This is a genomic window from Roseibium sp. RP-7 (genome assembly GCF_053005225.1).
The window spans coordinates 386,659-411,905 of sequence record NZ_JBRKQA010000002.1 but is presented as its reverse complement, the minus strand read 5'-3'; the positions used below and the strand labels follow the sequence as shown (position 1 = coordinate 411,905).

The 25,247-nt window shown below is 60.1% G+C and carries 23 protein-coding genes; 11 read left to right on the top strand and 12 right to left on the bottom strand.

The genetic code is table 11. The annotated features are described in order from the left end of the window. Positions 1-113: 113 nt before the first annotated feature. Positions 114-4,346 (top strand): tetratricopeptide repeat protein, encoded by a 4,233-nt coding sequence (locus ACVDG9_RS16565; RefSeq protein ID WP_447239038.1) that lies wholly within the window; start codon positions 114-116, stop codon positions 4,344-4,346. A 219-nt stretch (positions 4,347-4,565) separates the two neighbouring features. Beyond that, complete coding sequence (locus tag ACVDG9_RS16560; protein WP_229004376.1) at positions 4,566-5,330, top strand: alpha/beta hydrolase family protein; 765 nt, start codon at positions 4,566-4,568, stop codon at positions 5,328-5,330. Positions 5,331-5,366: 36 nt separating this feature from the next. Here ACVDG9_RS16560 and ACVDG9_RS16555 read toward each other — a convergent pair whose 3' ends face one another. From ACVDG9_RS16555 to ACVDG9_RS16545, 3 genes are all read right to left on the bottom strand, one after another. Further along, on the bottom strand, positions 5,367-6,326 hold the full coding sequence (locus ACVDG9_RS16555; protein ID WP_023000718.1) for a DUF2336 domain-containing protein: 960 nt from the start codon (positions 6,324-6,326) through the stop codon (positions 5,367-5,369). Between the two features lie 222 nt (positions 6,327-6,548). Continuing rightward, positions 6,549-7,271 (bottom strand): flagellar type III secretion system pore protein FliP, encoded by a 723-nt coding sequence (fliP, locus tag ACVDG9_RS16550; protein ID WP_055656672.1) that lies wholly within the window; start codon positions 7,269-7,271, stop codon positions 6,549-6,551. A gap of 44 nt (positions 7,272-7,315) precedes the next feature. After that, positions 7,316-9,175, bottom strand: coding sequence for a hypothetical protein (locus ACVDG9_RS16545; protein WP_447238506.1), 1,860 nt, complete (start codon positions 9,173-9,175; stop codon positions 7,316-7,318). A 423-nt stretch (positions 9,176-9,598) separates the two neighbouring features. Between ACVDG9_RS16545 and flgB the strand changes: the two genes are divergently transcribed. The 9 genes from flgB to chrA all read left to right on the top strand — a co-directional run bounded on the left by flgB (position 9,599) and on the right by chrA (position 17,544). Further along, complete coding sequence (gene flgB / locus ACVDG9_RS16540) at positions 9,599-10,003, top strand: flagellar basal body rod protein FlgB (protein ID WP_023000722.1); 405 nt, start codon at positions 9,599-9,601, stop codon at positions 10,001-10,003. A 32-nt stretch (positions 10,004-10,035) separates the two neighbouring features. Then, positions 10,036-10,446, top strand: a complete 411-nt coding sequence (gene flgC / locus ACVDG9_RS16535; RefSeq protein ID WP_023000723.1) for a flagellar basal body rod protein FlgC — start codon at positions 10,036-10,038, stop codon at positions 10,444-10,446. A 34-nt stretch (positions 10,447-10,480) separates the two neighbouring features. Continuing rightward, positions 10,481-10,801 (top strand): flagellar hook-basal body complex protein FliE, encoded by a 321-nt coding sequence (gene fliE, locus ACVDG9_RS16530; RefSeq protein WP_031269190.1) that lies wholly within the window; start codon positions 10,481-10,483, stop codon positions 10,799-10,801. A gap of 24 nt (positions 10,802-10,825) precedes the next feature. After that, positions 10,826-11,092 (top strand): flagellar biosynthesis protein FliQ, encoded by a 267-nt coding sequence (fliQ, locus tag ACVDG9_RS16525; RefSeq protein WP_023000725.1) that lies wholly within the window; start codon positions 10,826-10,828, stop codon positions 11,090-11,092. Positions 11,093-11,105: 13 nt separating this feature from the next. After that, entirely contained in the window at positions 11,106-11,879 is a 774-nt protein-coding gene (gene fliR / locus ACVDG9_RS16520; RefSeq protein WP_447238505.1) for a flagellar biosynthetic protein FliR, read from the top strand. Between the two features lie 9 nt (positions 11,880-11,888). Further along, entirely contained in the window at positions 11,889-12,968 is a 1,080-nt protein-coding gene (gene flhB, locus ACVDG9_RS16515; RefSeq protein WP_023000727.1) for a flagellar biosynthesis protein FlhB, read from the top strand. A 153-nt stretch (positions 12,969-13,121) separates the two neighbouring features. Next, positions 13,122-15,674: a cell cycle histidine kinase CckA gene (gene cckA, locus ACVDG9_RS16510; RefSeq protein WP_023000728.1), complete on the top strand. Its 2,553-nt coding sequence runs from the start codon at positions 13,122-13,124 to the stop codon at positions 15,672-15,674. A gap of 52 nt (positions 15,675-15,726) precedes the next feature. Next, positions 15,727-16,062: a cupin domain-containing protein gene (locus ACVDG9_RS16505; protein ID WP_370197707.1), complete on the top strand. Its 336-nt coding sequence runs from the start codon at positions 15,727-15,729 to the stop codon at positions 16,060-16,062. 153 nt (positions 16,063-16,215) lie between these two features. Beyond that, positions 16,216-17,544, top strand: a complete 1,329-nt coding sequence (gene chrA, locus ACVDG9_RS16500; RefSeq protein ID WP_447238504.1) for a chromate efflux transporter — start codon at positions 16,216-16,218, stop codon at positions 17,542-17,544. A gap of 16 nt (positions 17,545-17,560) precedes the next feature. On the opposite strand, the gene ACVDG9_RS16495 is transcribed toward chrA, so the two are convergent. From ACVDG9_RS16495 to ACVDG9_RS16455, 9 genes are all read right to left on the bottom strand, one after another. Beyond that, on the bottom strand, positions 17,561-18,100 hold the full coding sequence (locus tag ACVDG9_RS16495; protein ID WP_062488279.1) for a hypothetical protein: 540 nt from the start codon (positions 18,098-18,100) through the stop codon (positions 17,561-17,563). A gap of 4 nt (positions 18,101-18,104) precedes the next feature. Further along, positions 18,105-18,734, bottom strand: coding sequence for a lysophospholipid acyltransferase family protein (locus tag ACVDG9_RS16490; RefSeq protein ID WP_023000732.1), 630 nt, complete (start codon positions 18,732-18,734; stop codon positions 18,105-18,107). Positions 18,735-19,011: 277 nt separating this feature from the next. Continuing rightward, positions 19,012-19,938 carry a phosphatidate cytidylyltransferase gene (locus tag ACVDG9_RS16485; RefSeq protein ID WP_023000733.1) on the bottom strand — a complete coding sequence of 309 codons (927 nt, stop codon included), beginning with the start codon at positions 19,936-19,938 and terminating at the stop codon, positions 19,012-19,014. Continuing rightward, positions 19,935-20,546, bottom strand: coding sequence for a CDP-alcohol phosphatidyltransferase family protein (locus ACVDG9_RS16480; RefSeq protein WP_152510277.1), 612 nt, complete (start codon positions 20,544-20,546; stop codon positions 19,935-19,937). Before ACVDG9_RS16480 ends, ACVDG9_RS16485 begins: the two co-directional genes overlap by 4 nt. 81 nt (positions 20,547-20,627) lie before the next feature. After that, entirely contained in the window at positions 20,628-21,338 is a 711-nt protein-coding gene (locus tag ACVDG9_RS16475) for an alpha/beta fold hydrolase (protein WP_447238503.1), read from the bottom strand. Continuing rightward, positions 21,335-22,135 (bottom strand): HpcH/HpaI aldolase/citrate lyase family protein, encoded by an 801-nt coding sequence (locus tag ACVDG9_RS16470; protein WP_447238502.1) that lies wholly within the window; start codon positions 22,133-22,135, stop codon positions 21,335-21,337. The genes ACVDG9_RS16475 and ACVDG9_RS16470 overlap by 4 nt, the downstream gene beginning before the upstream one ends. Further along, the gene (locus ACVDG9_RS16465; protein WP_447238501.1) at positions 22,129-22,965 is read right to left on the bottom strand and encodes an HTD2 family dehydratase; all 837 of its coding nucleotides are present in this window, start codon (positions 22,963-22,965) and stop codon (positions 22,129-22,131) included. The genes ACVDG9_RS16470 and ACVDG9_RS16465 overlap by 7 nt, the downstream gene beginning before the upstream one ends. A gap of 2 nt (positions 22,966-22,967) precedes the next feature. Next, positions 22,968-24,065, bottom strand: a complete 1,098-nt coding sequence (locus tag ACVDG9_RS16460; protein ID WP_447238500.1) for a CaiB/BaiF CoA transferase family protein — start codon at positions 24,063-24,065, stop codon at positions 22,968-22,970. After that, entirely contained in the window at positions 24,065-25,225 is a 1,161-nt protein-coding gene (locus tag ACVDG9_RS16455) for an acyl-CoA dehydrogenase family protein (RefSeq protein WP_447238499.1), read from the bottom strand. Before ACVDG9_RS16455 ends, ACVDG9_RS16460 begins: the two co-directional genes overlap by 1 nt. Positions 25,226-25,247: the final 22 nt, after the last annotated feature.

Below are 25,247 nucleotides of genomic sequence, written 5' to 3'. Positions count from 1 at the left end.
CGTTAACAAGACCTGACTAACAATAGTGTGTTGGCGTCATCCGAGGACAGAACATCTTGCCAGGACCGTTCCTGACATCCCAGACCGGCGGAACTCCCGCGTTTTCGGACAGGGTGCGAACTTTCGCGCGCCTGCTGGTTTCGTTCTGGCTTGTTCTGGCCTGCGTCACGGGTGCCGCGCTGGCCCAATCCGACAATCTGGAACCGGTTGATCTGACCGTTTCTCCGGGGGAGGGTTATGGCCGTATCGTCCTGACGTTCAAGGACCGCACGCTGCTTCCGATCTATGATGCGGTCATCACAGGCGGGGTCCTGCGGATTTCATTTGAAGATCCGATCGACATCAACGTTGACGATGTTCCGCTGGACCTGGGCGACTACGTGACCATCGCCCGGCGAGATCCGGACGGAAGTGCCATCCGCTTTGCACTGAAGAACCAGTTCCAGATCAATACTCTGGAAGCCGGCGAAAAGCTGTTTGTCGATATCCTGCCGATGGACTGGCAGGGCTTGCCGCCAGGACTTCCCGACGATGTCGTGCGTGATCTTGCAAAGCGTGCCGAAGAGGCGATGCGCAAGGTTCGTGCCCTCGAACAGGCGCGACTCAAGGCTCAGGAAGGGCCGGAGGTGACGCTGCATGTGGGTGAACATCCGACATTCACCCGTCTGGTGTTCGACTGGTCGATCAAGTTCGACACCGCTTTCGTGCGCGAAAACGACATCATCAAGGTGACGTTCAACCATCCGGCACAGCTGGACATTGCCCACCTGCGCGCGCATCTGCCCCAAGGGGTGATCGACGCGACCTCCTTCCTGGATCAGGGCAAGCTGAAATTCCTTATGCGCGTCGAGCCGTCGGTCGACATTCGGGCGTTCCGGGAGGAACAGACCTACGTTATCGACGTGACGCCGGAAAACATGGAAGTGAATGATCCGGCAAATGCGCTGATCAACAAGGAACTATCCGTCGAGGACAACGAAAACCGCAAGGACATGATTACCGCGCCGGGTCTGCGCGACACGCGTGAGGTCAAGAACCCGCGCGGGAATCCGACGTCCGGCGGGAGCACGGCGAGCGGAGGCGGGGTCCTGAAGGAATCCAAGGCCGATGAATCGCCGGCCTATACGATTGTTCCGCTGGGAGGTGGCAAGACGGATGAAGGGGCCGAGGCACCGCAAGTGCCCCAGCCGTCAGCCGTTGAAAATTCTGATCAGTCCGCCGCACTGTCGGCCGAGCCCGATCCGGAAGCCGGACGTGCGAACGCTCCGGCCGAAACTCAGCTTGCCATGGTCCCGCGCATCAAACCGTTGGTCGGGGAAGAAGCGCTGCCAGGGCCAGGTAGCGGAACCGAGATCGCTGCCGCTGGTGTTGACGTCACTCCGACCGCCTTGGCGGTCGAAACGCTTCCTGCACCAGAGCTTGCTACCGCTGTCCTGCCGATTTCGGCTGATGGCGCAGCTGAATTGCTGACGACAGCGGCCATTCCCGCGGCCGAAGCAACCAACGGAAACGACGCCGTTGCCCCGTCCAACGCTGGTCTGGTAACCGTTGCCCAGGCTGAGCCCGGTGCTTTGCCGTTGAACGAAGTGCTGCCGGAGGATGAGGAAATCGTCCGGGAAGCGCCGATGCTGGACTTGTCCACGCAGCAGATCGGCGACCAGCAACAGGAAGCCGCGCCCGAAAACAACGGCATTCCGACACTGCAGCAGGTCGACACAATCAACCGGGGTAGCCAGCCGAATGCGCCGTATGGCGCAACGCCAGTGCAGATCCTGAACACGCCGACGCTTGGTAGCGGCGACGTTCCAGCCGGGATCCAGCTTCCCGGCACGCAGCAATCAGCACCGGAGACCTGGCGCGCCAACGGCGGTCAGGATTTGAACCAGGGGCGTCCCTCACCGGAGCAGCCGCCGGAAAACTTCGCTGAGGAAGTGCGCAATTTCGTTTCTGCTGAAGCCCGGCGCATCGGTAACACGGTCCGCGTTGTGTTTCCGTTCTCCGAACCGGTTTCCAGCGCGGTGTTCCGGCGCAATGACAGCATCTGGCTGATCTTCGATACCGATGCCACGATCGACACCCGGGGGATGGTCTCGGCGCTGGCCGAAACGGCGGAAACGATCGAGGTTCAGCAGTTCGACGATTACCAGATCCTGCGGATGGACATGACCGATCCTGTACTGGCGACGGTGGGTGTTGACGGCAACGCCTGGTCGCTCGTTATTGGCGACCTGATTCTGGAACCCTCCATTCCGCTGCAGCTGGAACGGACTGTGCGAGGCGATGGCGGCTCCGTGCTGCGTGTGCTCTATCAGGATCCGCAGAACATCCGTCAGATTACTGACCCGTTCGTTGGCGACACGATATCTCTCGTCACCGGCTTCGGTCCGCCACGCGGTCTGTTGAAGCCTCAGACATTTGTCGACCTGGACGCCCTGAGTTCCGCGCAGGGCATTGCCGTCGTGCCGAAGTCTGACGGCTTGAAGATGAAGATCCTTGGAGATGACGTGATCATCGAAAAGGAAGGCGGTCTTGCGCTTTCCAGCCAGCATCTGCGAGGCGGATCCGGATCGAGCCAGACAATCGTCGATCCGGAAGACAGCAATTTCATCGAGTTCGTTTCCCTGAGCACCGAAGGTCCGGGGGCTTACCGCACCCGCCTGCTGGAGCTGCAAGATAAGCTGGCGAAGTCGCCGACAGGCAAGCGCCGCAAACCCTTGATGGCTTTGTCGCGGTTCTATCTGGCGCATCAGTTTGCGCAGGAAGCGCTGGGGCTGATGAAGCTTGCGCTGGAAGAAGAGCCGGCACTTGCCGAAGACAGTTCCTTCAACCTGATGATGGGGGCGGCCCAGACCCTGGCCAACCGGCCCGACGCGGCCTATGCGCATCTGAACCGGCCAGACCTGAAGAACAGCCCCGATGCTGCTGTCTGGCAGACGATTGTCGATGTGAAACTGGGTAACTGGACGTCCGCCCGCATTGCCATGCCGCGCGGACGTGCCGTGGTCGGCAACTACCCGGAAGCCATCCAGACAGAATTCAAGCTCGCCGCCGCACAGGCCATGGTCGAGGTCAATGATTTCGGTGTTGCCAACAGCGTGCTGGCCGAGATCGAGCCCGCCGAAGTGACCCGGACGCAGGCTGCCCGTTACGATATCCTGCGTGGCCGTGTTGCCGATGCCTCCGGGCGGTCTCAGGAAGCCTTGACCGTGTTCGATCTCGTGACCAGGTCCGACGATCGGCCGCGGGCGGCCGAAGCGGAATACCGCGCGCTCCGGATCCGTTACCGGGATGGCGAACTCAACATGGAGCAGGCCATCGATCAGCTTGCCGGGCTGGCAACGTCCTGGCGTGGTGATGAAATCGAGTTGAAGACATTGAGGTTCCTGGCACAGCTCTATGCCGAGCAGGGCCAGTACCGCGAAGCGTTCGAAGCCATGAAATCGGCCGTTCAGGCTGAACCCGATGCGGATACCACGCGGCTGCTGCAGGAAGAGATGAATGGCCTCTTCAACGCCTTGTTCCTGGACGGCAAGGCGGACGAGATGCAGCCGGTGAAGGCGCTGGCACTCTTTTATGATTTCCGCGAACTTGTGCCGATCGGTCGTCAGGGAGACGAGATGGTCCGCCTACTGGCCAAGAGACTGGTGGAAGTCGACTTGCTGGACCAGGCAACCGAGTTGCTGCGCCATCAGGTTGACAACCGCTTGAAAGGTGCGGCACGGGCACAGATTGCAGCGGATCTTGCGGCGATCTACCTGATGGATCGCAAGGCTGAAGAAGCACTGCGGGTGCTCAACCGGACACGGCAGGCGAGCCTTCCGTCGACCCTGGAGCGTCAGCGCAACATCGTTGAAGCCCGTGCCCTGACCGAAAGCGGGCGCCCGGATCTTGCCCTGGAACTGGTTCGCAACATGCGCGGCTCGGATGTCGATAGGTTGAGGGCAGATACATTCTGGGCAGCCGAAAGCTGGCGGGATGCGGGTGAACAGCTGGAAGCGATGCATGGCTCGCGCTGGTCCGACAACATTCCGCTCGACGATCTTGAACGCCGCGACATCCTGCGGGCGGCCATCGCCTATTCGCTGGCGGGCGACCAGCTCAGCCTGGAACGCCTGCAGACAAAGTACATGTCCAAGATGTCCGACAGCCCCGAGGCAATGTCCTTTGAGGTCGTGACCCGGCCGATCGAGGCGCAGGGTGTCGAGTTCCTCGAAGTCGCCAACAGGCTTGCCGATGTCGATTCACTGGAAACCTTCCTGAAAGAATACCGGCGTCAGTACATGTCTCCCGATCGCAGCCCGGATCAGTCTGCCGCTGCGCCCGTCACGGAAGAAAATGCCGGCTGAAGCTGACGCTGTGTGAATGTTGTCCGGTTGCAGGGGGACTTGCGCACCGGTGCCAACTCCTGTTCAGTTGCGGTCGTTCACCTTCCACACGTGTCGCGATCCGCCGCACGTTCTCACAAAGAACCTGATTATCCGGCCTCATGGCCCCACCTATCCGCTTTGCAGCGGTGGATGTGTCGGTTCGATGGCTTTGGAACACCGGAACAAAGGAACTCCTTCATGTCCTTGAAAATCGTCCGGCGTCTTATCCCGGAATGGGGCACGACCTATGGTCCTGCAGGCGAGGGACCCTTTCCTGCCGTCATGGTGTTTCATGGCTCAGAGGGGGCATGGTCAGGCTGGAGCCATCGAAATGCGGTTCTCCTGGCAGCACATGGTTATCTGGCCTTTCCTTTCGGCTATTCGAAGGGGGGCAATGCCTGGAATGCCGGCAGCATTGAAAACGTGTCACTGGACAGAAGTCTGGAAGCCTTCCGGGCGCTGCGTGCATTTGAGGCCGTTGGTGAAAAGGCGGCATTCTACGGCGTGTCGCGTGGGGCTGAACATGCCCTTTTGCTGACAGCCCTGATGGCGGAGGAGGGTCTTGACGGCCTGCCTGACGCGGTGGCAGTGCACAGTCCGCCAGACGTTGTGTGCGGGGCGTTCGACAGCAAGGCTTACCGCGACGCTGGAGATCCAGGCTGGCAGCCATGGGACCCCGGTGAGCGGGCATGGTCCTGGCGCGGCTCTTCCGAAAACCTTCTTCCTACGAAACAGATCGAAATAGAACGCTATGACGGACCGGTTTTCCTGAGTCACGGGTCGGCCGACCGGGTCTGGTCAGTGGACATGACAAAGCGTCTGGAAGCGCGGCTTCTTGCCCATGGCCGGAAGCCGGAGGTTCATATCTACGAAGGCCAGGACCATATCCCGACCAGTGCTGCAGAAAACCAGCATCACGAGAACCTGCTGACATTTCTGGACAGAAATCTTCTGGCATCGTGACTTTGCCGAGGGCGGCGGGCTGACCACGCACTCGTGTCAGGTGACTGCCTTCAGAAGCGACTGTGACGGCGGCTGACCAGGGTTCTGATGCGGTTTCTTGAGTTCGGACTTGTAGCGCATGACGAGTTCGGGAATGGACCGAGTGCTCCGGTCCAGCCACTCGCAGCGTGCTTTCAGGAAGTCGCGATAGGTCTTTTCATGGATGCCGGTCTGCAGCATCAGGCGCATGATCGCACCATCCGCATCGGATTTCAGCGTGTCGGAAACAACCTCGTCGGCGAGGTTGATCTTGCGGCTGATCAGCCAGATGGCCGCATCGAGGCGGCCTTCTTCGAACAGAGTTCGCAGAATTGCGTCGAAGGACAACTCGCCGTTGGCAATCTGGATGCTGGCTTCGTGGCGCGAATAGGTGATGCCATCGAGGTCGATGCTGCCGTCGTGTCGTTCTTCGATGGTCTTTGCCAGGCGCTGCAGTTCGCCGGTTTCCAGGGCCTTCTTGAGGGGAGGCGGGATCAGCGGACAGTTGGTCTCCAGAATGTCCATCTGGGTTTGGAGAAATTCTTCGTCTTCCAGCGCACGCCTTGCAATGCCGGCGAGCACGTCTGCTTCCGTGTTTGCAAAGATCAGCAGGGCGAGTGTGCCTCGGACAGAAAAGGGCGCTGCCATATTATGAAGGAGCTCGTGGACCACATCCCGGCTGGCCCGCGCAATCATCGTGTCGGTCATCTCTTCGGAAAGATCAGGTCTCTTTGCCGTTGACTTGCGCTTGTCGTTGCCGCCGTTTTTGGCGATCTGCATGAGACCGTTCTGGCTGATCATCGGCGAGCATTCGATCACCGGTTCCGACAGCTCGTAATCCTCCTGGGCGAGCCGGTCCGCAAGGTCGGGGATGATGCGGTCGGTTTTTGCAAGGCGTACGACAAGTTCGTAACGTGCTGCGCGGTCCAGCTGGTCGAAAACCGAGAGAACAATTCGCGAAAACAGTTCCCGCTCCATCTCCGTCGGCTCGTGGTCTTCCGACCGCGCATATTCGCCGACGAGCGTGCGGATGAGTTTTGATCTCGCCTCTGGTTCTTTGATCCGGGCGAGCTGTTCTAATTGTTCTCTTAACACTGTCCTGCCGCTATTAACGAAGGGGCACAATTCGGGCCCGCACGGCTGTAACTATTACAGTCCTATCTTAATTTTCTTCTACTTTTAACGACTTGGCCGGGTGCTTTAGCCGCCGCCGAAGCTCTTGACCAGCGAGCCTGCCACCAGATTCCAGCCATCGACAAGTACGAAGAAGATCAGCTTGAACGGAAGAGAGATTACCACCGGCGGCAACATCATCATACCCATGGACATCAAGACGGATGCAATCACGAGATCGATGATGAGAAACGGCAGGTAGAGCAGGAAGCCGATCTCGAAAGCACGTCGCAGTTCGGAGATCATGAAAGCGGGAATGAGCGTGGCCATGGAAAGGTCTTCCGGGCCTTCCGGTGCTTCTTCTCTGCCGGAGAGCTCCTCGAACAGGGCGAGGTCCTTTTCGCGGACCTGGGACAGCATGAACGTCCGGAACGGATCGGAGGCACGCTCGAAGGCCTGCTCGAATTCTATGTCCCCGTCGATGAGTGGTTGAACGCCGGCATCATAGGAGGCCTGCAAGGTAGGCATCATGATGAAGGCCGACAGGAACAGTGCAAGGCTGACCATCACCATGTTGGGCGGGGCCGTCTGCAGGCCGATGGCAGACCGCAAGAGCGACAGCACCACCACGATACGGGTGAAGCTGGTCACCATGACGAGAATGGAAGGCGCCAGCGACAGGATGGTCAGAAGGACAACCATCTGGACGGCGCGTTCCGTCAAGGTGGTGTCATCGCCAAAACCGACCGAGATTTCTTGCGCAGCAGCCGGTCCGGCCAGAACCGCGAGCAATGCGGTCAGCAAAAGCATCAGGCGGATCAGACCGCCAGGCCGCAGGAGCGATTGCAAGCGCATCATCCGTTTGACTGTCCACCCAGTTCGTCCAGGATCTTCGCCATTTCTTCCTCGATCGGATTTCTGTCGCCCAAACCGGCGGAAGGCCTGACGGGCGCCTTGACCGGTGGTGCAGAGCTCGTCACGGGACCGCTGGTTACCGGGGCAGGGGCTGCTACCGATGCCACAGCAGACGGCGCGACCGTTGCAGTAGCGCTTGCGGTTTCTTCCTGCGCCTCTTCAGCCTCGTCGGCAGATGCCTCGTCAGCTGGCATTTCCGCTGCGGAAGACGCTTCGGGCTTGTCCTGAGCCGGGGTGGACGCTTCCGGCACGTCTTCCAGGAGATCGCCGATATCCAGCGAAAGTTCCCTGGAAGGGGCGGCTTCTGCGACCGACTGCGTTTCGGCTGTGGCGCCTTCCCCTTCCAAGTAAGCCGCTGTCCGGGCTTCATCATCCGCCGTGACGTCGGCAGGTTCGATTGCTTCAGTCACTTCGGGCTCTGAAACATCGCTTGAAGAGTGTTGTGCATCGGCCATCTGGACGTTTTCGTCCGCCGTGTCCGCCATCGCCTGGCCGAGGTCGGCGGGCTGGTCCGGTTTCGGCATGCTTTCTTCCGCCGGATCTTCCTGCGCAGGGGCTTGTTGAGGTGTGGATGCTGCGGTCAATGTTGCGGCAACGAGCACCGGCTCCACCTTGTGCTCCGGCAGAACCTGCTCAACCGGCTTCAAGAGAGCGGTTTTGGCCCGTGCCGCCGGTCCGGAAGCGGGCGGGGAGATCGTACCGCCATAGGAAGGCCGATCACGGGCCGTGAACGGGCGTGCCAGGGACTTCAATGTGGAAGCTGTCTTGCTTTCCTGCGGCGCAGAGGGAGCCGGAACGGCAGGACGCACTTCCGGCGCTTTTACGGGTGCTGTTGCAGGTTCGCTTGCCTGCATCTCAGCTTCCAGGGCAGCAGCAATGTCGACCTTGCCTTCGTCGGTGCTTCGCGGAGGCGAAACTTCCGGCGAAGCAGGCGCGGGAGCGGCTGGTTTAGTGGCGGCCCGGTTGAAGCCGTTCTGAGTGGCGGCACGTAGCAGATCGCTCGCGCGGCCCAGTCCTCCACCGCTTTCCGGCTTGTCGGGGGTGGTCTTGGGGGGCGTTGCCTGTTGGGCCGGGGGCGTCGGGGCTTGTACGGTTGCCGGAGCACTCTCGGCCGCACGCGTGGCGCTAAGCCGGGAGGGAGCGGGTTCCGAATAATTGCGTTGCGGTGCAGCCGAACTCACACTGGGGGCTGCCGGCGTGGCAACCGGGGTGGCTGCTGCCTGATACGAAGGTGAGGCCGGTGCGGATGGCTGTGCCACCGGAGCGGCAGGTTGCGGTGCCGGGGTGGCCTGCTGTGGCGCCGGTGGAGACGGCTGCGCTAGCGGCGCGGCAGACGGAACCGGCGTACGTGCCTGGACTGCGGGCGCTGCGACTTCCTGTTCTTCGAGGAAGTCGTCGGGCCGGGCCGGGATCTCCGGTCCTGGGGCGACTGCGGCCTTGACCGGCATCGGCATGTTCGAGGGAGACGGTTGCCCGGGCCGGGCCTGGGCCAGCGGGGTGTTGCGAACGATATTCTGTTCCACCACCACGTCGCTCGGGCCGCCGACCAGGATGAGATGCTCGATATTGTCCCGGCGAATGAGCAGCAGCCGGCGGCGAGCGTCGACAGAAGCACTGTCCATGATGGCAATCCGGGGCTGCCGGTTGCGGCTTTGTGGAGCACTTGCTCCCATCAGGCGCTTCAGAATGAAAATAAACAGTCCGAACAGCAGCAGCACGACGGCCAAAGCCAGGATGACTGCAATAGCCTGCGTGATGCCCCCGCTCACGTTGAATGTGGTCTCAATCCAGTTATACATCTTACCCTCGTGCCGCCCCGCTTGCGGTTTGATCGCGTGTGCCGGTTACTCCGGTTTTTTGCCTCAATTGGGGAGGTTTGCCTTTATCCCCAGTAATTCCGGCGGTTGAGCCTGTGCAGGCTCCTGTCTCGCAAACCTCTCGGCTTTTTTGTTTTTCCCCGTTGCGGCGGGAATGTTTTGCCCCGTCGGTACCGGTTCAGCCGCTTGCTGATCTGCTTCGAATCTCTCTAGGACTTAAAGTTAACAGAGGCAGGCAAATTTTGCCTGTTGGCGGTGCCTCTCTTTTTGCGAAATGCAAAGGAAAGTTGCCTCCTCCACTGGTTTTTGAAGGGTTTGGGCCGGAAGAGGTAAATGGCTGTTAACTTTTCATTAACCATTTGAGCGGCAATCATTGCCGGGTTGGTTAACGAATGGTGAATCGGAATGGCCATAACGGATCTGCCGCTGTTCCAGGCATTGAAATCCAAGATGCAGTGGCACCAGACGAGACAGAGCGTGCTGGCGCAGAATATCGCCAACGCGGATACGCCCGGATACATGGCGCGGGACGTGAAGGAATATACCTTCAAGGATCACATCGGGCGGCAGTCACTGAACCTGGCGACGACGACGACGGTGGCCGGGCACATTCCCGGGAAGCTGGGAAATACCGGTTCGGCCAAGATCGAGGAAGACGACACCTTCGAAGTCACGCCGAGCGGCAACAGCGTCAATCTGGAAGAGCAGATGATGCACATCACCGAGAACCAGATGGATTACCAGGCTGCGACAACGCTTTACACCAAGGGGCTCGGTCTGATCCGGACCGCGCTTTCCAAGAGTGTATGAGGCAAGGCAGCACAAGCTAGAGGACCGATAACATGGACCTGATCAAATCCCTGTTCATCTCGGCAAGCGGGTTGAGAGCTCAGAACGGGCGCATGCGCATCATCGCGGAGAACATCGCGAATGCGAACTCCACTGCCAAGACGCCTGAAGAACTGCCGTACCGGCGCAAGATTCCGACCTTCAAGAGCCATTTCGACAGGGAAATGGGCGCTGATATGGTCGAGCTTGGCAAGATCGCGGAAGACAATACGGACTTCCGTTCGGTGCATATGCCCGGGCACCCGGCGGCCGATGCCAACGGTTACGTGCTGCAGCCCAACGTCAACACGCTGATCGAAACGACGGACATGCGCGAAGCGCAGCGATCCTATGAAGCCAATCTGAACGTCATCGATTCCACGCGGCGGATGCTGCAGCGGACCATCGATATCCTGCGCGCCTGAGCGGCAGTCCTAATCCGGGAAGGGAGCCTTAGTCATGTCTACTCCGTCGATCGCAAATAATGCCTACCAGATGGCCGCCAAGCTGCAGCAGCAGGCGCGTGCGATCGAGGACAAGGCGGGCGCTCCCGAAGCTGCCGGTCTCGATTTTACCAAGCTGGTGGAAGAGGCTGTCGGCGGTGTCGTCGACAAGGGCCGTGTCGCAGATGACAAGGCTGTCGGCCTTGTCGAGGGCAAGGCTGACGTGGTCGACGTTGTCACCGCGATCGCCGAAACGGAAGTTGCTCTGGAAACGATGGTCGCCGTTCGCGATCGAGTGATTTCCGCCTATGAGGAAATCATGCGGATGCCGATCTGATCCGATGCGGCAAGGGGGCCTTTGATGACCGCTGGTGAAGTTCTCGATCTCGCCCGTGAAGGCGTTTGGACCATGATCCTGGTGGCCGGACCGGTCATGGTCATCGGTCTGTTGGTGGGTGTCGTCATCGCCTTGTTCCAGGCTCTGACGCAGATCCAGGAAATGACGCTGGTTTTCGTTCCCAAGATCCTCGCGATCTTCGTGACGATCCTGATTGCGCTGCCCTTCATGAGCCAGGTTCTGGAGGCCTTCATGGGCAGGGTTGCCGAAATGATCCTGACCACCGGTTAGGACGTGGACCTTCATGACCATCCAGCTCGATTATCTGCCGAATATCGCAGCCATCTTCATGCTGATGTTCGCACGTATGGGCACGATGGTCATGTTGCTGCCGGCTCTGGGCGAAAGCACGATCCCGACACGGTTTCGGCTGACCATTGCCCTGGCGTTGACGATTGTTCTCTACCCCGTCGGTTCGCAGTATTACCCTGCCGACCTGATATCCAATACCTATCGCATGATTGCGCTCCTGTTCGGAGAACTGGCCATCGGCTTCGGTATCGGCCTGTGCGCCAAGATGATCACGTCCGTCTTGCAGATCGCCGGCATGATCATGGCCAACCAGTCCGGCCTTGCCTTCGCGCTTGGAACGGATTTCGCCAACCAGGGCCAGCAGGGGGCACTGTTCGGCAACTTCCTGTCCATTCTCGGTATTACGCTGGTCTTCGTCAGCGACAGCCACTTCCTGGTGATCGCGGCGCTCCACGACAGTTTCACGATTTTTCCGCCTGGCCTTGCTCCGCCGGTCGGGGACTTCTCACAGAACGCTACGGAAACCGTTGCGCATGTGTTTTCCATCGCGGTGCGCATGAGCGCGCCTTTTCTGGTGGTCGGTCTGGTTTTCTATTTCGGCCTTGGCCTGCTCAACAAGCTGATGCCGCAGATGCAGATCTTCTTTATCGCCATGCCCGTGAATATCGCGATCGGGCTGTTCCTGCTCATGGTGCTGATCGCAACCCTGATGATGTTCTATCTGGATCATTTTCAGGAATCGCTCGGCAAGTTCATCGTGGGGTAGCGCTGCGCTATGGCTGACGATACCGACGACTCGGAAAAAACAGAGGACCCCACGCACAAGCGCCTGAAAGAGGCGCATGACAAGGGGGACGTACCGAAATCTCAGGAAGTCAGCACCTGGTTCACACTGGCCGGTGCGACGCTGATGATTGCCATTTTCGCGCCTAGCACCGCCGTGTCGCTGGGCGAGTTGATGAAGGGCTACATGGAGCATGCCCACCAGATTGCGGTGGACGGCTACGCACTGAAAGCCCTGTGGCGGGACACGGGGCAGTCGGTGGCTCTTATCGTCGGCATTCCGTTGCTGGCGCTGGTGATCATGGCTGTGGCGGGCAATCTCGTCCAGCATCAGCCACTGCTGACCGCGGAAACGATCAAGCCGAAATTCTCGAAGGTTTCACCGGCCTCCGGTTTCAAGCGGCTGTTTTCCGCCGACAGTCTCGTCAACTTTGCCAAGGGGATGGTGAAGATCGCCGTTGTCGGCGCCATCATGGTGGCGGTGATGTGGCCGCACCGCGACGAAGCGGAAGTTATGGTGTTCGCCGATACGAACATCATCCTGGAGGAGGCAAGGATCCTGATCCTGCAGCTTCTGGCTGCCGTGCTGGCTGTGATGACGGTGGTTGCCGCGGCCGACTTCATCTACCAGCGCAACAAATGGTTCAACAAGCAGAAGATGTCCCTGCGCGAGGTCAAGGAAGAATACAAACAGACCGAAGGTGATCCGCAGGTCAAGGGCAAGATCCGCCAGCTGCGCATGGAGCGGTCGCGCAAGCGCATGATGGCGGCGGTGCCGCAGGCCACAGTGGTCGTGACCAACCCGACGCACTATGCTGTGGCGTTGAAGTATGAAGAAGGCATGGGAGCACCGCTCTGCCTTGCGAAAGGTACCGATGCGGTCGCGCTCAAAATCCGTGAGCTCGCCAAGGAAAGCGATATTCCTGTCGTCGAAAATCCGCCTCTGGCCCGCGCGCTTTATGCGACAGTCGAGATTGACCAGGAAGTTCCGGAAGAACACTACAAGGCCGTTGCCGAAGTCATCGGCTTCGTCTTCCGCATGCGCAAGCGCGCATCCTGGCGCGCCAACTAAGTTGCTCTCAAGGATAGCGGACTGAAAAAGTCCGCGGCAAACAGGTGAATTTCAACAGGACTTGGTCGCATATCAGTTGAAATCGGCTATTAAGCACAGAATGCTTATGTACGGCCCCTTCAAGAACCGAATCGGGCCCGGGAGACAGGATTGATGAGTGACATGGACGGGACGCCGAGCGGGCCGATGATCAGCCGCCCGGAACGTTCCGGTAATATAGGCCTTCTCATAGGCCTCGCACTGCTGCTCGTCGGCGCTGCTGCTGCCTTTGCGGTCATGGACCGCGAAGTGGCGCAGCCGTTTATTCTTGCGCTGCTCGGTATCCTGGCCGTCGTCGGCGTTTTCTGCCTGTTTGCCGGAGCCATAGGCTTTCTGCGTTTGTCGGCCCGCCCAGGCGAAGCCAATCCGCTTGCCTCCGCTTTTGTCGATACCCTTGAAGACGGAGCGCTCATTACCGACCTGGACGGCCGGCTTGTTTATGCCAACAAGGCCTATGCGGATCTGACCGGCGCTGAAACCGCTGCCGACATCCGTGTGGTCGAGCGTGTGTTTTCCTCCGATCCGGATGCCGCCGACGCCATTTTCCGCCTGTCCCAGGCCATGCGCGACAGCCGCAGGGCGCAAGAAGAGATCCGCATGCCGTTCCCGCTCGGCAGGGCCGACGGCGCTGCGCGCTGGTATCGGGTGTCGATCCGCCCGTTGCAGGTGTCCAAGGAACGCGGTGGCGGCAAGCCCATGGCGGTCTGGCAGCTGGCCGATATCACCCGCGACCGGGCCGAACAGGAAAACTCGTTTCAGGAACTGCAGCGCGTCATAAATTTCCTGGATCACGCGCCGGCCGGTTTCTTTTCCTGTGATGCGGAAGGCCGCATCGTCTATCTCAACGCCACCCTGGCCGACTGGCTTGGCTACGATCTTGCCCAGTTCGACGCGGGCGACCTCGATCTTTCGAGCATCGTGCGCGGCGACGGCACCGAGCTGATCCGCTCGATCAAGGGTCAGGCGGGCGAGGTCAAGAGCGAAACCTTTGATCTCGACTTCGTCACCCGCAACGGACGCGGCCTGCCGGTGCGACTGCTCCACCGTGTGCCTTTCGGTGAAAACGGCCAGCCGGGTGACAGCCGCACATTGGTTCTCAACAGGTCTCGCGGTGAGGAAGCCTCCGAGGCGCTTCGGGCGGCTGAAGTCCGCTTTGCCCGTTTCTTCAACAACACGCCGATCGCCATTGCCTCGCTCGACAAGGAAGGCCGGGTCCTGAGAACCAACGCGCCGTTCCTGAAGCTGTTCGGTGCGGTCGACACGGATGACGAATCTCCCAAGCTGGAGGCTTATGTGGCCGAGAGCGGGCGGCAGGAACTGGCAAAGTCTCTCCAGGCCGCTGCCAACGGGATCGGCGAGATTGCGCCGATAGACATTCCCCTGGTCGAGGGCAATGACCCGCGTTCAGCAACCTTCTACGTCTCCGCAGTGCAGGAAGGTGAGGGTGACGGCGAAGCCGCCATCGTTTACGCGCTTGAAACCACCCAGCAGCGAGCCCTGGAAGCCCAGTTCGCCCAGAGCCAGAAGATGCAGGCCATCGGCCAGCTGGCCGGGGGCGTCGCGCATGACTTCAACAACGTCCTGACTGCGATCATCGGCTTCTCGGATCTGCTCCTGGCAAGCCACAGACCGACCGATCCGTCCTTCCAGGACATCATGAACATCAAGCAGAACGCCAACCGTGCAGCCGGCCTCGTGCGGCAGCTTCTGGCCTTCTCGCGTCGTCAGACGCTGCGTCCGCAGCAGTTGGAGCTGAACGACGTTCTGGCAGATCTCTCCATCCTGCTCGACCGCCTGCTGGGTGAGAAGGTGGAACTGAAGGTGATCCACGGCCGGGACCTGTGGCCGGTCATGGCCGACCTGAACCAGCTGGAGCAGGTGATCGTCAACCTGGCGGTAAACGCGGGCGATGCAATGTCCGACGGTGGCCGTCTGACCATCCGCACGCGCAACGTCAACGAAGCCGAAAGCACTCAGTTCGACAACATCCGCGGCATGCCACCGGGCGAGTACACCCTTGTCGAGGTGGACGACACGGGTCACGGCATTCCGCCCGACGTGATGGAGAAGATCTTCGATCCGTTCTTCTCCACCAAGGAAGTCGGCAAGGGAACGGGCCTTGGCCTGTCGACGGTTTACGGCATCGTCAAACAGACCGGCGGTTTCATCTTCTGTACCTCCGAAGTCGATGTCGGCACGACGTTCCGTCTTTTCCTGCCACGCCACATTCCGAAGGTCGTGGAGAAGAAAAAGCCGGAGCCGAAGGAAGTCGAGCCGGAAAAGGTCAAGGATCTGACCGGTTCCGCATCGATCCTGCTGGTGGAAGACGAGGAGGCCGTGCGTGCCTTTGGCGCCCGTGCCCTCGCGTCGCGTGGCTACACCGTCTACGAGGCGGGCTCGGGCAACGAGGCGCTGGAGGTCATGGAAGAGACAGACGGCAAGATCGACCTCGTGGTCTCCGATGTGGTCATGCCGGAAATGGACGGGCCGACGCTTCTGGTCGAGCTGCGCAAGACCCGTCCGGACCTCAAGATCATCTTCGTGTCCGGTTATGCCGAGGACGCCTTCGAGGAAAACCTGCCACCGGGCGAACAGTTCTTCTTCCTGCCCAAGCCTTTCACGCTGAAGCAGCTTGCGACGACTGTGAAGGATGTCTTGAACGGATAGGCCGACCTGGTCCAGACTTGCCTCAACACCATCCGTTTGAGGCAAGAGGTCCATGCAGCTTCCAGATTTCATCCGAAAGTTTCCAGCTCTCGATGTTCCCTTTCCCGAGGACGTTGTCAGATCCTACGCAGTGCGCTCGGACGCCGGACTGGTCGTTTTTTTCGATTTCGTGAAAGACATGGTCCTGCCGCCGCATTCGCATCTGGCGCAATGGGGTACTGTCCTGAGCGGCGAGATCGAATTCACCATCGCTGGTGAAACAAGGACGATGGGTCCGGGCGCTGTCTACGATATTCCCAGTGGGGCGGAGCACAGTGCGATTATCAAGGCCGGAACCAAGGTGATCGATGTCTTCGAGGAGCCTGACCGCTATCCGGTCAAGGGATAGCGCTTGATACAGGCTCTGGTCGCTACCGCCTGCCACTGTGTTGTACCGGTTCAGGTCTGACGGCATTTGGGTAAGGATTGCAGTTACCCTTCCATCCCGAATGCGTTAGAGGAAGGTCACGACAGGCTGTCTGCGACGAAAAGGGCTGACACGTTGACCGCACATCATGCACCTGGTGAAGGCGCTCCGGGCAAGGATGGAACAGCTTTCGACCAGGAAGCATCCTGGCGGCGGCTGATGTCCGTCTTTGGCAGCATTGGTCTGCTGTCTTTCGGTGGTCCGGCCGCACAGATCGCGCTGATGCACCGCAAGCTGGTTGATGAGACAGGCTGGCTTTCGGAAAAAAGTTACGTCAACGCTCTCGGGTTCTGCATGTTGCTGCCGGGTCCGGAAGCCATGCAACTGGCGACGTACTGTGGCTGGAAACTGCGCGGCGTTGCCGGTGGCTTGCTGGCGGGCCTTCTGTTTGTCGTTCCCGGCGCACTCGCAATTTTCGCACTTGCCGCGGTTTACGGAACCTTCGGCAATGTGCCGCTGGTCAGTCAGCTGTTTCTGGGCATCAAGGCAGCCGTCCTGATCGTGGTTCTGGAGGCGTTGCTGCGCCTCTCCAAACGGGCACTCACCATCAGGCGGCAATGGGTCATTGCAGCTCTGGCCTTTGTCGGAATTTTCTTTCTGGCTCTGCCGTTCCCGCTGATTGTTCTGGCCGCCGGTCTTTACGGTGCCGCGTTCAGCGTGGCGCAGACTGAAAGCCACGGTGAGCCTGGTGTTGCGATTGGCAGACCGATTGCGAAAACACTCCGCACGGTGTTTCTCTGGACCTTCATCTGGATCGCGCCACTGGCGCTGCTGGATCTGGCCGGCAACGTGCCCTTGCTGGCGGATATCGGCTGGTTCTTTTCAAAGCTCGCTGTCGTCACCTTTGGCGGCGCCTATGCGGTGCTTGCCTATATGGCCCAGGACGTCGTCGCCATTCACGGCTGGCTGAGCGCCGGTGAAATGATGGACGGGCTGGGTCTGGCGGAAACAACACCGGGGCCGCTCATTCTGGTGACCCAGTTCGTCGGCTTTCTGGCGGCCTTTCACGAAGGTGGGCTTCTGCTTGGCCTCGCAGGGGGGCTGGTTGCGCTCTGGGCGACCTTTGCTCCCTGTTTTCTCTGGATCTTTGCCGGGGCGCCATACATCGAATGGATCTCGGCGCAGCCGAGGCTCAAGTCGGCACTTTCGGCCATCGTAGCGGCGGTGGTCGGCGTCGTGCTCAATCTGTCGGTCTGGTTCGCGCTGCATGTCTTCTTCGAAGAGGTCACGGCGACAAAGTGGGGTGTCGTGACACTCTGGATCCCGGACCTTGCCAACCTCGACTGGCGCGTGCCGGTCCTCGCGGCCCTGTGTGGCCTGTTGCTCCTGCGGTTTCACATGGGGCTGATCTGGGTGCTGCTGACGGCGGCACTTGGCGGGGTGCTGCTGTCACAAGTGGGATGAGGGGACGCGTGCCCGCTCACCAGCCCGCAGTGAGAAAATAGTTGGCATAGACAAATGGCCAGACTGCAAGGCAAAGGGCGAGTTTTCTCCTGTCGCTGAGACGGGCACCGACAAGCCGGGACACTGACCAGGAAATCAAGGCGACAAGGACAAACCTTGGTAGCCGTGCCACCGGCGAGACAAGAAAAAGCGATTGTGCGGGGATCGAGGCGTAGCCCGCTTCAGCCGAAAGAACCTTGTAAGGGATGCCGCTGAAGGCTCCACCGAGCAATCCCTCGAACAGGCCTGCCTGCAACAGCTGCCTGGCCATTTCAAATGTTGATCCCGAAATCCCGGGCACAAGCAGCAGCACCTGAAGCGTTTCTTCCGGAAAATGCTGTGCGCAGGTCCAGACCAACAGACCGCCGAACGCGGCCGCGAAGGATGCCAGAAGCGCCGCTATCATGGCCTTGCCCAGGGAGCGAAGCGCGATGATGCTCAAAAGCGCGTCGGGAGCGATGAAGAACAGCGTTGCCTCGGCAAAGCTCCAGAGCGCAGCCAGGCAGAAAAGTGCCAACTTACTATTCCCAGGATGCAAAGGTCTTTTCCGTCGAGAGTGCGTTAAAGCGCTCCTTCAACCCGGTCATAAAATGAGTCCGGTCCTCGTTCCAAGTAATTGGTTCCCCGACGAAAATATCGCAGAAGAACGGCACCAGCAGGAACGACCCCTTCGGCAAGGCCTTGCCGAGGCCGTGGGTGAAGACGGGCACGACCGGTGCTTCCGGGAACCGTTCGGCAAGAAAGGAAACGCCTTTCTTGAGATCCGTCATCTGTTCCGGTTCGCCGCGCGAACCTTCCGGAAACAGGATGAGAACCTTGCCCTGACGCAGAACCTCGTAGCAGCCTTCCAGCGGGTCGACGTTCTTCTCTTTCCGGCCACGCTCCACCGGGATAATGCCGAGGACATGTTCCGACAGCCAGGCCTTGAGTGGGGAGGAGAAGAAATAATCTGCCGCCGCAACCGGCTTGATGTCCTTCAGCTTCGACAGGGGCATCAAGGCCATCAGCACCATCGTATCCAGATGGCTGTTGTGGTTGGCAACAATGATCGCCGGACCGTTGGCCGGCAGCAGTTCCTTGCGACGCACGTTCAGCCCGAGCAGGAACAGGACCGCGATCTTGACGAAAATGTAGAAGATCTTCTGGAGCATTAGTGATTGTTCCTGAATGCTGACGGTCGAGCGCTTGTTCCAGGGTCGTCCTCTCCTCGGTCACCCCGGACGCAGCGAAGCGGAGATCCGGGGCCGGGGAACCCAGGCGCAAGATCAGTGGCTGAACCTTTCAGCCGATTGAAAGGCTCCCCGATCCCGGCTCGCGCTGCGCTTGGCCGGGATGACGAGAGGAGAGGCGCGTGGGCTTGGAGAAGAGAAAAAGAGAAGCCTGCCGACTGCGTGCGCGGAGTGAAAGCGGTCATCCTGACATCCCCCTTCAGTAATAGAAATAGCGGGTGAAGTGGAAGAACAGCGGCGCGGTGTAGGTCAGGCTGTCGATCCGGTCGAGGATGCCACCATGACCGGGAATAAGACTGCCGGTGTCCTTGACCCCGAGATCCCGCTTCAGGGCCGAGACGGTGACATCTCCAACGAACCCTGCGACCGGGATCAGCAGGCCGGCGGCAGCGGCATGGATCATGTCAAAGGGCGTGACCAGCGGTGCCGTCAGAAGGGACAGAACGAAAGTGGTTGCAACGCCGCCAAGAAAGCCTTCCCACGTCTTGTTGGGACTGACGCCCGGAATGATCTTGTGACGGCCAAACAGTTTGCCCCAGGTGTATTGGGCAACGTCGTTGAACTGGGTCAGAAACAGGAGGAACAGCAGCAGACCCGGACCGCCGGTGCTGTTGGCCTCGGTTGCCGGCAGGATCAGGAGGAAAGCCGCGTGGCTGATGGAGAAGACGCATAGCATTAGCCCCCAGTTGAGGGTGCCGACAGCGCGCAGGAAGCCCTCGGTCTGCTGGGTCAGCAGGCTGACGAAGGGCAGGAACAGGAACATGTAGACCGGGATGAACACCGCGAACATGCCATAGTAGCTGTCGTAGACCCAGAAGTACTGCACGGGGATCGACAGATACGCCCAGAACAGCACCCGCCTGTCAGCCCGGCGGGTGGGGATCATCGAGAAATACTCCTTCAGCGCCAGGAAGCTGATGAGGGCGAAAACAATGATCGAGACCGTGTTGCTGACCAGGAAGGAGACGGTGAAGATTGCCACCATCACCCACCAGCTGACGGTGCGCTGAACCAGTTCGCTCATGTTCTTGGCGGAGCGTTTCGAAATCACGAAGACGATGGCGCTGGCAACGCACAGCACGGCCCAGATGCCGATCAGGGCCCAATGGATGGTCAGGAGGTTCATGCGGATTGTTTCTCCCTGATTGCCGCCCTGGCGCGGTTGAAAATGGTAACCGCGGACAGCGCCAGCCCGACACTGAAAAGGATCTGATAAAGGAGAGGCGTGGTCAGTCCAAAGGCCATCAGGAACCCGCAAAGACCGAACAGGGCTGCCCGATCGCTCTTGCCGAAGGGGCCGTCATACCGGCGGCTTGCACCGATCTGGACTGCGATCACGCCGGTCATTTCGCCGATGACGGCAAGCACGACCAGTCCGACGACAATCGGCCCATCGACAAAAGGCAGGAGTGCAAAGGGTAGGTAGAGCGCAGCGTCTGACAGCACATCGCCCAGTTCGTTGAGCACCGCGCCAAGGTCGGATTTCTGGTCGTGTTCCCGCGCGAGCATGCCGTCGATGGCATTGAGGCCCATGCGTATGAACAGAACCAGCGGCAGCAGGATCAGGGGCAGGAAAGCGCCGGGAAAGATCCAGAGCAGCAGGCCTTCGCCAATCGACAGGCCAAGCGCGGCCAGGGTTACCTGATTGGCCGTCACCCCGTTTGCCGCAAGCGATCTGCACACGGGGCGAAGCAGGTCCTGAAAACGGGACTTCAGCTGGTAAATCGTTGGCATTCAAAAACTTTCCCGACTAATTTTCGGGAAAGATATAGGTATAGAGCACCCGGTGCACGCTAGAATTTCAATTGCCTGCTGTCACTTCCTGACAGGGTCGCGCTGGAGCAGGCGTTTCAGGTGATCAGTAACATTTTCCGGCTCTTCCAGCGGTGTCAGGTGGCCACTGTGTTCCAGGACGACAAGGTCCGCTGACGGGATCAGGTTGGCCATGGACCGATGAAGCTCCGGCGGCGTCAACTGATCATGATTGCCACACAGCACCAGTGTCGGGCAGATAATGCCGGTGAGCGACGCGCGGCTGTCGGGGCGAGCAATGCGGGTCTGGCGAATGAAGACGTCCGGGCCAAGCCGCTGCGTCATGGCACGAACCCGATTGATCATGTCGGAATTGTCCCGGTTTTCCGGGGCAAGATAGGACTGGGCGAGTTTTCTGCCGAAGCCGTGGAAACGGCCCGGTTTCGACGCTTGGGCAATCAATTGTTCGCGCTCTGCGGCGCGTTCCGGCGTGTCAGGCAGCATGGTGGTGTCGAGGAGGGCGAGATGGGTCACGCGTTCCGGGGCGCGGCGCAGGATTTCCTGAGCGACGATACCGCCGAGCGAAAACCCGGCCAGTGCAAAGCGGTCCTCGCTGGTGGCCAAAACCATCTCCGCCAGAGCCCCCAGCGAACTACCGCGTGTTATGTCGGCAACCCGGGGGCGAGCAATGTCAGCGAGACCGGTGATCTGATCCCGCCAGAGATCCGCATCGTTCAGGAGCCCCGGGATCAGGACGATCTGCGGCAGGCTCATGCATCGGCCTCTTGCGTGGAGGCGAGGATTGTCCGGGCACGGATGCGGACCGGCTCGTCGACCATTGCGCCATCGACATTGGCTGCGCCATCACCCGAGGCGAGAACACGCCTGGCCCACTCGATTTCGTCGAGGCTCGGGGCGAAGGCGCGTTTGATCTCGGCAAGCTGTCTTGGGTGAATGCAGAGTTTGCCGGCCATACCGAGATCGCGTGCATGGCAGGCGTCTTCAAATGTCTGCGCAGGGTTGTCGAGCTGTGCTGTGACGCCGTCGATCGGGGCCGCGATGCCGGCAAGCCGGGACGCCAGAACCAGTTCGGAGCGAACGGGCAAGAGCACGTCTTTCAAATGCGCGCAGCCTAGATCGGCGCAATAGTCGATGGACCCGAAAGCCAGTCGAACCACCCCATCGGTGCTTGCAATGCTCCTGGCATTGGCAAGCCCCCTGGCACTTTCAATGAGCGCGATAACCGGGACCGAGCCACCCAGGGCAGTGTGGAGCGTGGCAATCTCTCCGGGAGCCTCCGTCTTCGGCAGCATGACGGCATCCGGTGCCAGCTTGCGAAGAGCCATTACATCCTCCGGGTGCCACGAAGTCCCAACGGCGTTGATGCGCACGATGACAGGTTTTTCGGTGAAGCCGATTGTCAGATTGGTGCGGGCGGCCTCTTTCTCCGATGCGGGGACCGCGTCTTCCAGATCCAGGATGATCGCGTCGGCTTCGGTTGCGGCTGCCTTGGGGAATCGGTCGGGCCTATTTGCCGGCACGAACAGAGGTGTCCTGACTGCCGTTACCATGCTGCCGTGGCCTCCATGGCAACCGGGCCGCCAAGCTGCGCAGTCCAGAGCTTCATGGTTTCTCCCTCCGTTTGCGCGTTCACCGTGAAGTCCGCAGTGTCGAATATGGTCGACAGACTTCGAAACCGGAATGTTTTCGGTGCTCTTTCCTTGAGATCCGCAGCGAACTGGCAAAGCAGTGTTGCCTGCAAGGGACCGTGAACAATAAGCCCTGGATAGCCTTCCACGTCGCGGACATAGTCCTTGTCGTAGTGGATGCGGTGCCCGTTGAAGGTCATGGCCGAATAGCGGAAGAGGTAAGCGGCCGATGGCGTGATCTGCATGACGTCGTCTCCAGTCGTCGCAGGCGCCGGGGTCGTCTTCATGCCCGCAACGTTCTGCGCCTCCCGGTAGACGATGTCCTGACGCTCGTTCAAGACAGGTCGACCGTCAGAAGTGACTTCATGATTGACCGTGACGAAACAGAGTGGCCCGGTGCGGCCCTGTTTCAGGACCACATCCCTGACGGTTGATACCCGCCGGACCTCTTCGCCAATCCGGATGTCACCCTGGAAGGTAAACTCGCCGCCTGCCCACATGCGCCGGGGCAGGGGCACGGGCGGCAGGAAGCCGCCACGGGCTGCATGACCGTCCGGTCCCAGACCGGCGGTCTGAACGGTCGGCTGAGCAAGACAGAAATGGATCAGCAGCGGCGCGACATCGCCTGGAGCTTCACCTGATGTCCGGTCAAAGGTCGCGTTGAACTGGCGAACCAGTGCGGGGCTCAAGACCTCCGAGGCGCTGTCTTCGCGCCCTATCCAGCTGCGCAGGTGGTCGATGTCGAGGTCCATGATCACGCCTCCAGGGGCTTGAGGGCCGGGATCGGGCCGTAGCTGCGCGGTTCGCCCGAAAAGATGGCCGCAGGGGCGGGGAAGGAGACCGGGCCATTCGGGCTGTCGACGGTGATACGCCTCAGGTGCGGATGGGTCGACAGGCCTTCCATATCGTTGACGGAGGCCAATGCGATATTAGCCTCCGTCAGCAACCTGATGGCCGTTTCGGCATCAAATTTCGCAAAGGCTTCGCCAACAGCGGCATCCGTTTCCCTGCGATTGTTCACCCGCGCGACGTTTGTTGCGAACCTTGGATTGGTGCCGAGTTCGGGTTTTCCGATGAAGTCGCTGCAAAGGGTCCTCCATTCCCGGTCGCTTTGAATGGCGATCAGAATTGCCGGACCTTCCTTTGGCTGGAAGACGCCATAGGGCGCAATCGAAGGATGGGCGAGGCCGACCCGCTGGGGGCTCTTGCCGCCTTCATGGTTGAGAAGGGGGACGGTCAGCCAGTCGGCGAGAACATCGAACATGGAAACCGAGATCTGCGTGCCTTTGCCGGTGACCCCGCGCTGGATCAAGGCTTCCAGAATGGCGGTGTAGGCCGTTGCCCCGGTGGCGATGTCGACAAGGGAAATGCCGACACGCGCGGGTTCGTTCGGCCCGCCGGTGATCGAACAAAGACCGGTTTCAGCCTGGATCAGCAAATCATAGGCCTTGCGGTCGGCCATCGGTCCGGTTTCGCCGAAACCGCTGATGGAGCAGGTAATAAGGCGCGGATAATCCAGCACCAACCTGTCCGGATCAAAACCAAGGCGGGCCAAGGCGCCAGGCTTGAGGTTCTGGATCAGGACATCGGCGTCTGCGATCAGCTGCGCCAGCTTTTCCTTGCCCGTGTCGGAACCAAGATCCAGCGTGATGCTGTCCTTGCCCCGGTTCAGCCAGACAAAGTAACTCGACTGGCCCTTGGCTACGTCGTCATACCCCCGGGCAAAATCACCTTCGGGCCGTTCGATCTTTGTGACTGTCGCTCCGGCATCTGCAAGCCGGGACGTGGCGTAGGGAGCAGCCACCGCCTGTTCGATGGCGACGACGTTCAATCCTTCCAGCGGCAACACCATCAGAACGACCTCGGCAGGCCAAGCACATGCTCGGCAACATAGGACAGGATGAGGTTGGTGGAGATTGGTGCTACCTGGTAGAGCCGCGTCTCGCGGAACTTGCGCTCGACGTCATATTCACAGGCAAAACCGAAGCCGCCATGGAACTGGATGCAGGCATTTGCCGCTTCCCAACTTGCCTTTGCGGCCAGGTATTTGGCCATATTTGCCTCCGCGCCGCAGGGAGCGCCGGCATCAAACAGGCTACAGGCCTTGTAGCGCATCAGGTTGGCCGCCTCGATCTCGATATAGGCTTCAGCTATGGGAAACTGGACGCCCTGGTTCTGGCCTATGGGACGGCCGAAGACTTCCCGTTCTCGCACATAGTCAGTCACCTTGTCGGTGAACCAGTAGCCATCGCCGATACATTCGGCGGCAATCAGCGTGCGTTCGGCGTTGAGGCCGGTAAGGATATATTTGAAGCCTTTTCCTTCCTCGCCGATGAGATTTTCTTCCGGGATTTCCAGATTGTCGAAGAAGAGTTCGTTGGTCTCGTGGTTGACCATGTTCAGGATCGGGCGAACCTCCATGCCCGATTTCATGGCTTGCCTGATATCGACCAGGAAGATCGAAAGGCCTTCCGATTTCTTCTGCACGTCGGCAAGCGGCGTTGTGCGCGCCAGGAGGATCATCAGGTCGGAATGCTGCACACGGCTGATCCAGACCTTCTGGCCGTTGACGACGTAGCGGTCGCCCTTCTTCACGGCGGTGGTCTTGATCCTGGTGGTGTCCGTGCCAGTGGTCGGCTCGGTCACGCCCATGGACTGCAACCGCAATTCGCCGCTTGCGATCTTCGGCAGATATTTCAGCCGCTGTTCTTCCGAGCCATGCCGCACGAGCGTGTTCATGTTGTACATCTGGCCGTGACAAGCGCCGGAATTGCCGCCTACACGGTTGATTTCTTCCATGATGACCGAAGCTTCGGTGAGCCCGAGGCCCGATCCGCCGTAGTCCTCCGGGATAAGTGCGGCCATCCAGCCTTCGCGTGTCAGGGCGTCGACAAATTCTTCCGGATAGGAGCGGTCCTCATCGATCTTGCGGTGGTATTCGGCGGGAAACTGGGCACATAGCGCGCGGATGCCGTCACGAATGTCCTGGTAGCTATCAGGTTGGCTTGTCATGTGGGCTTTTCGTCTGGCGTGT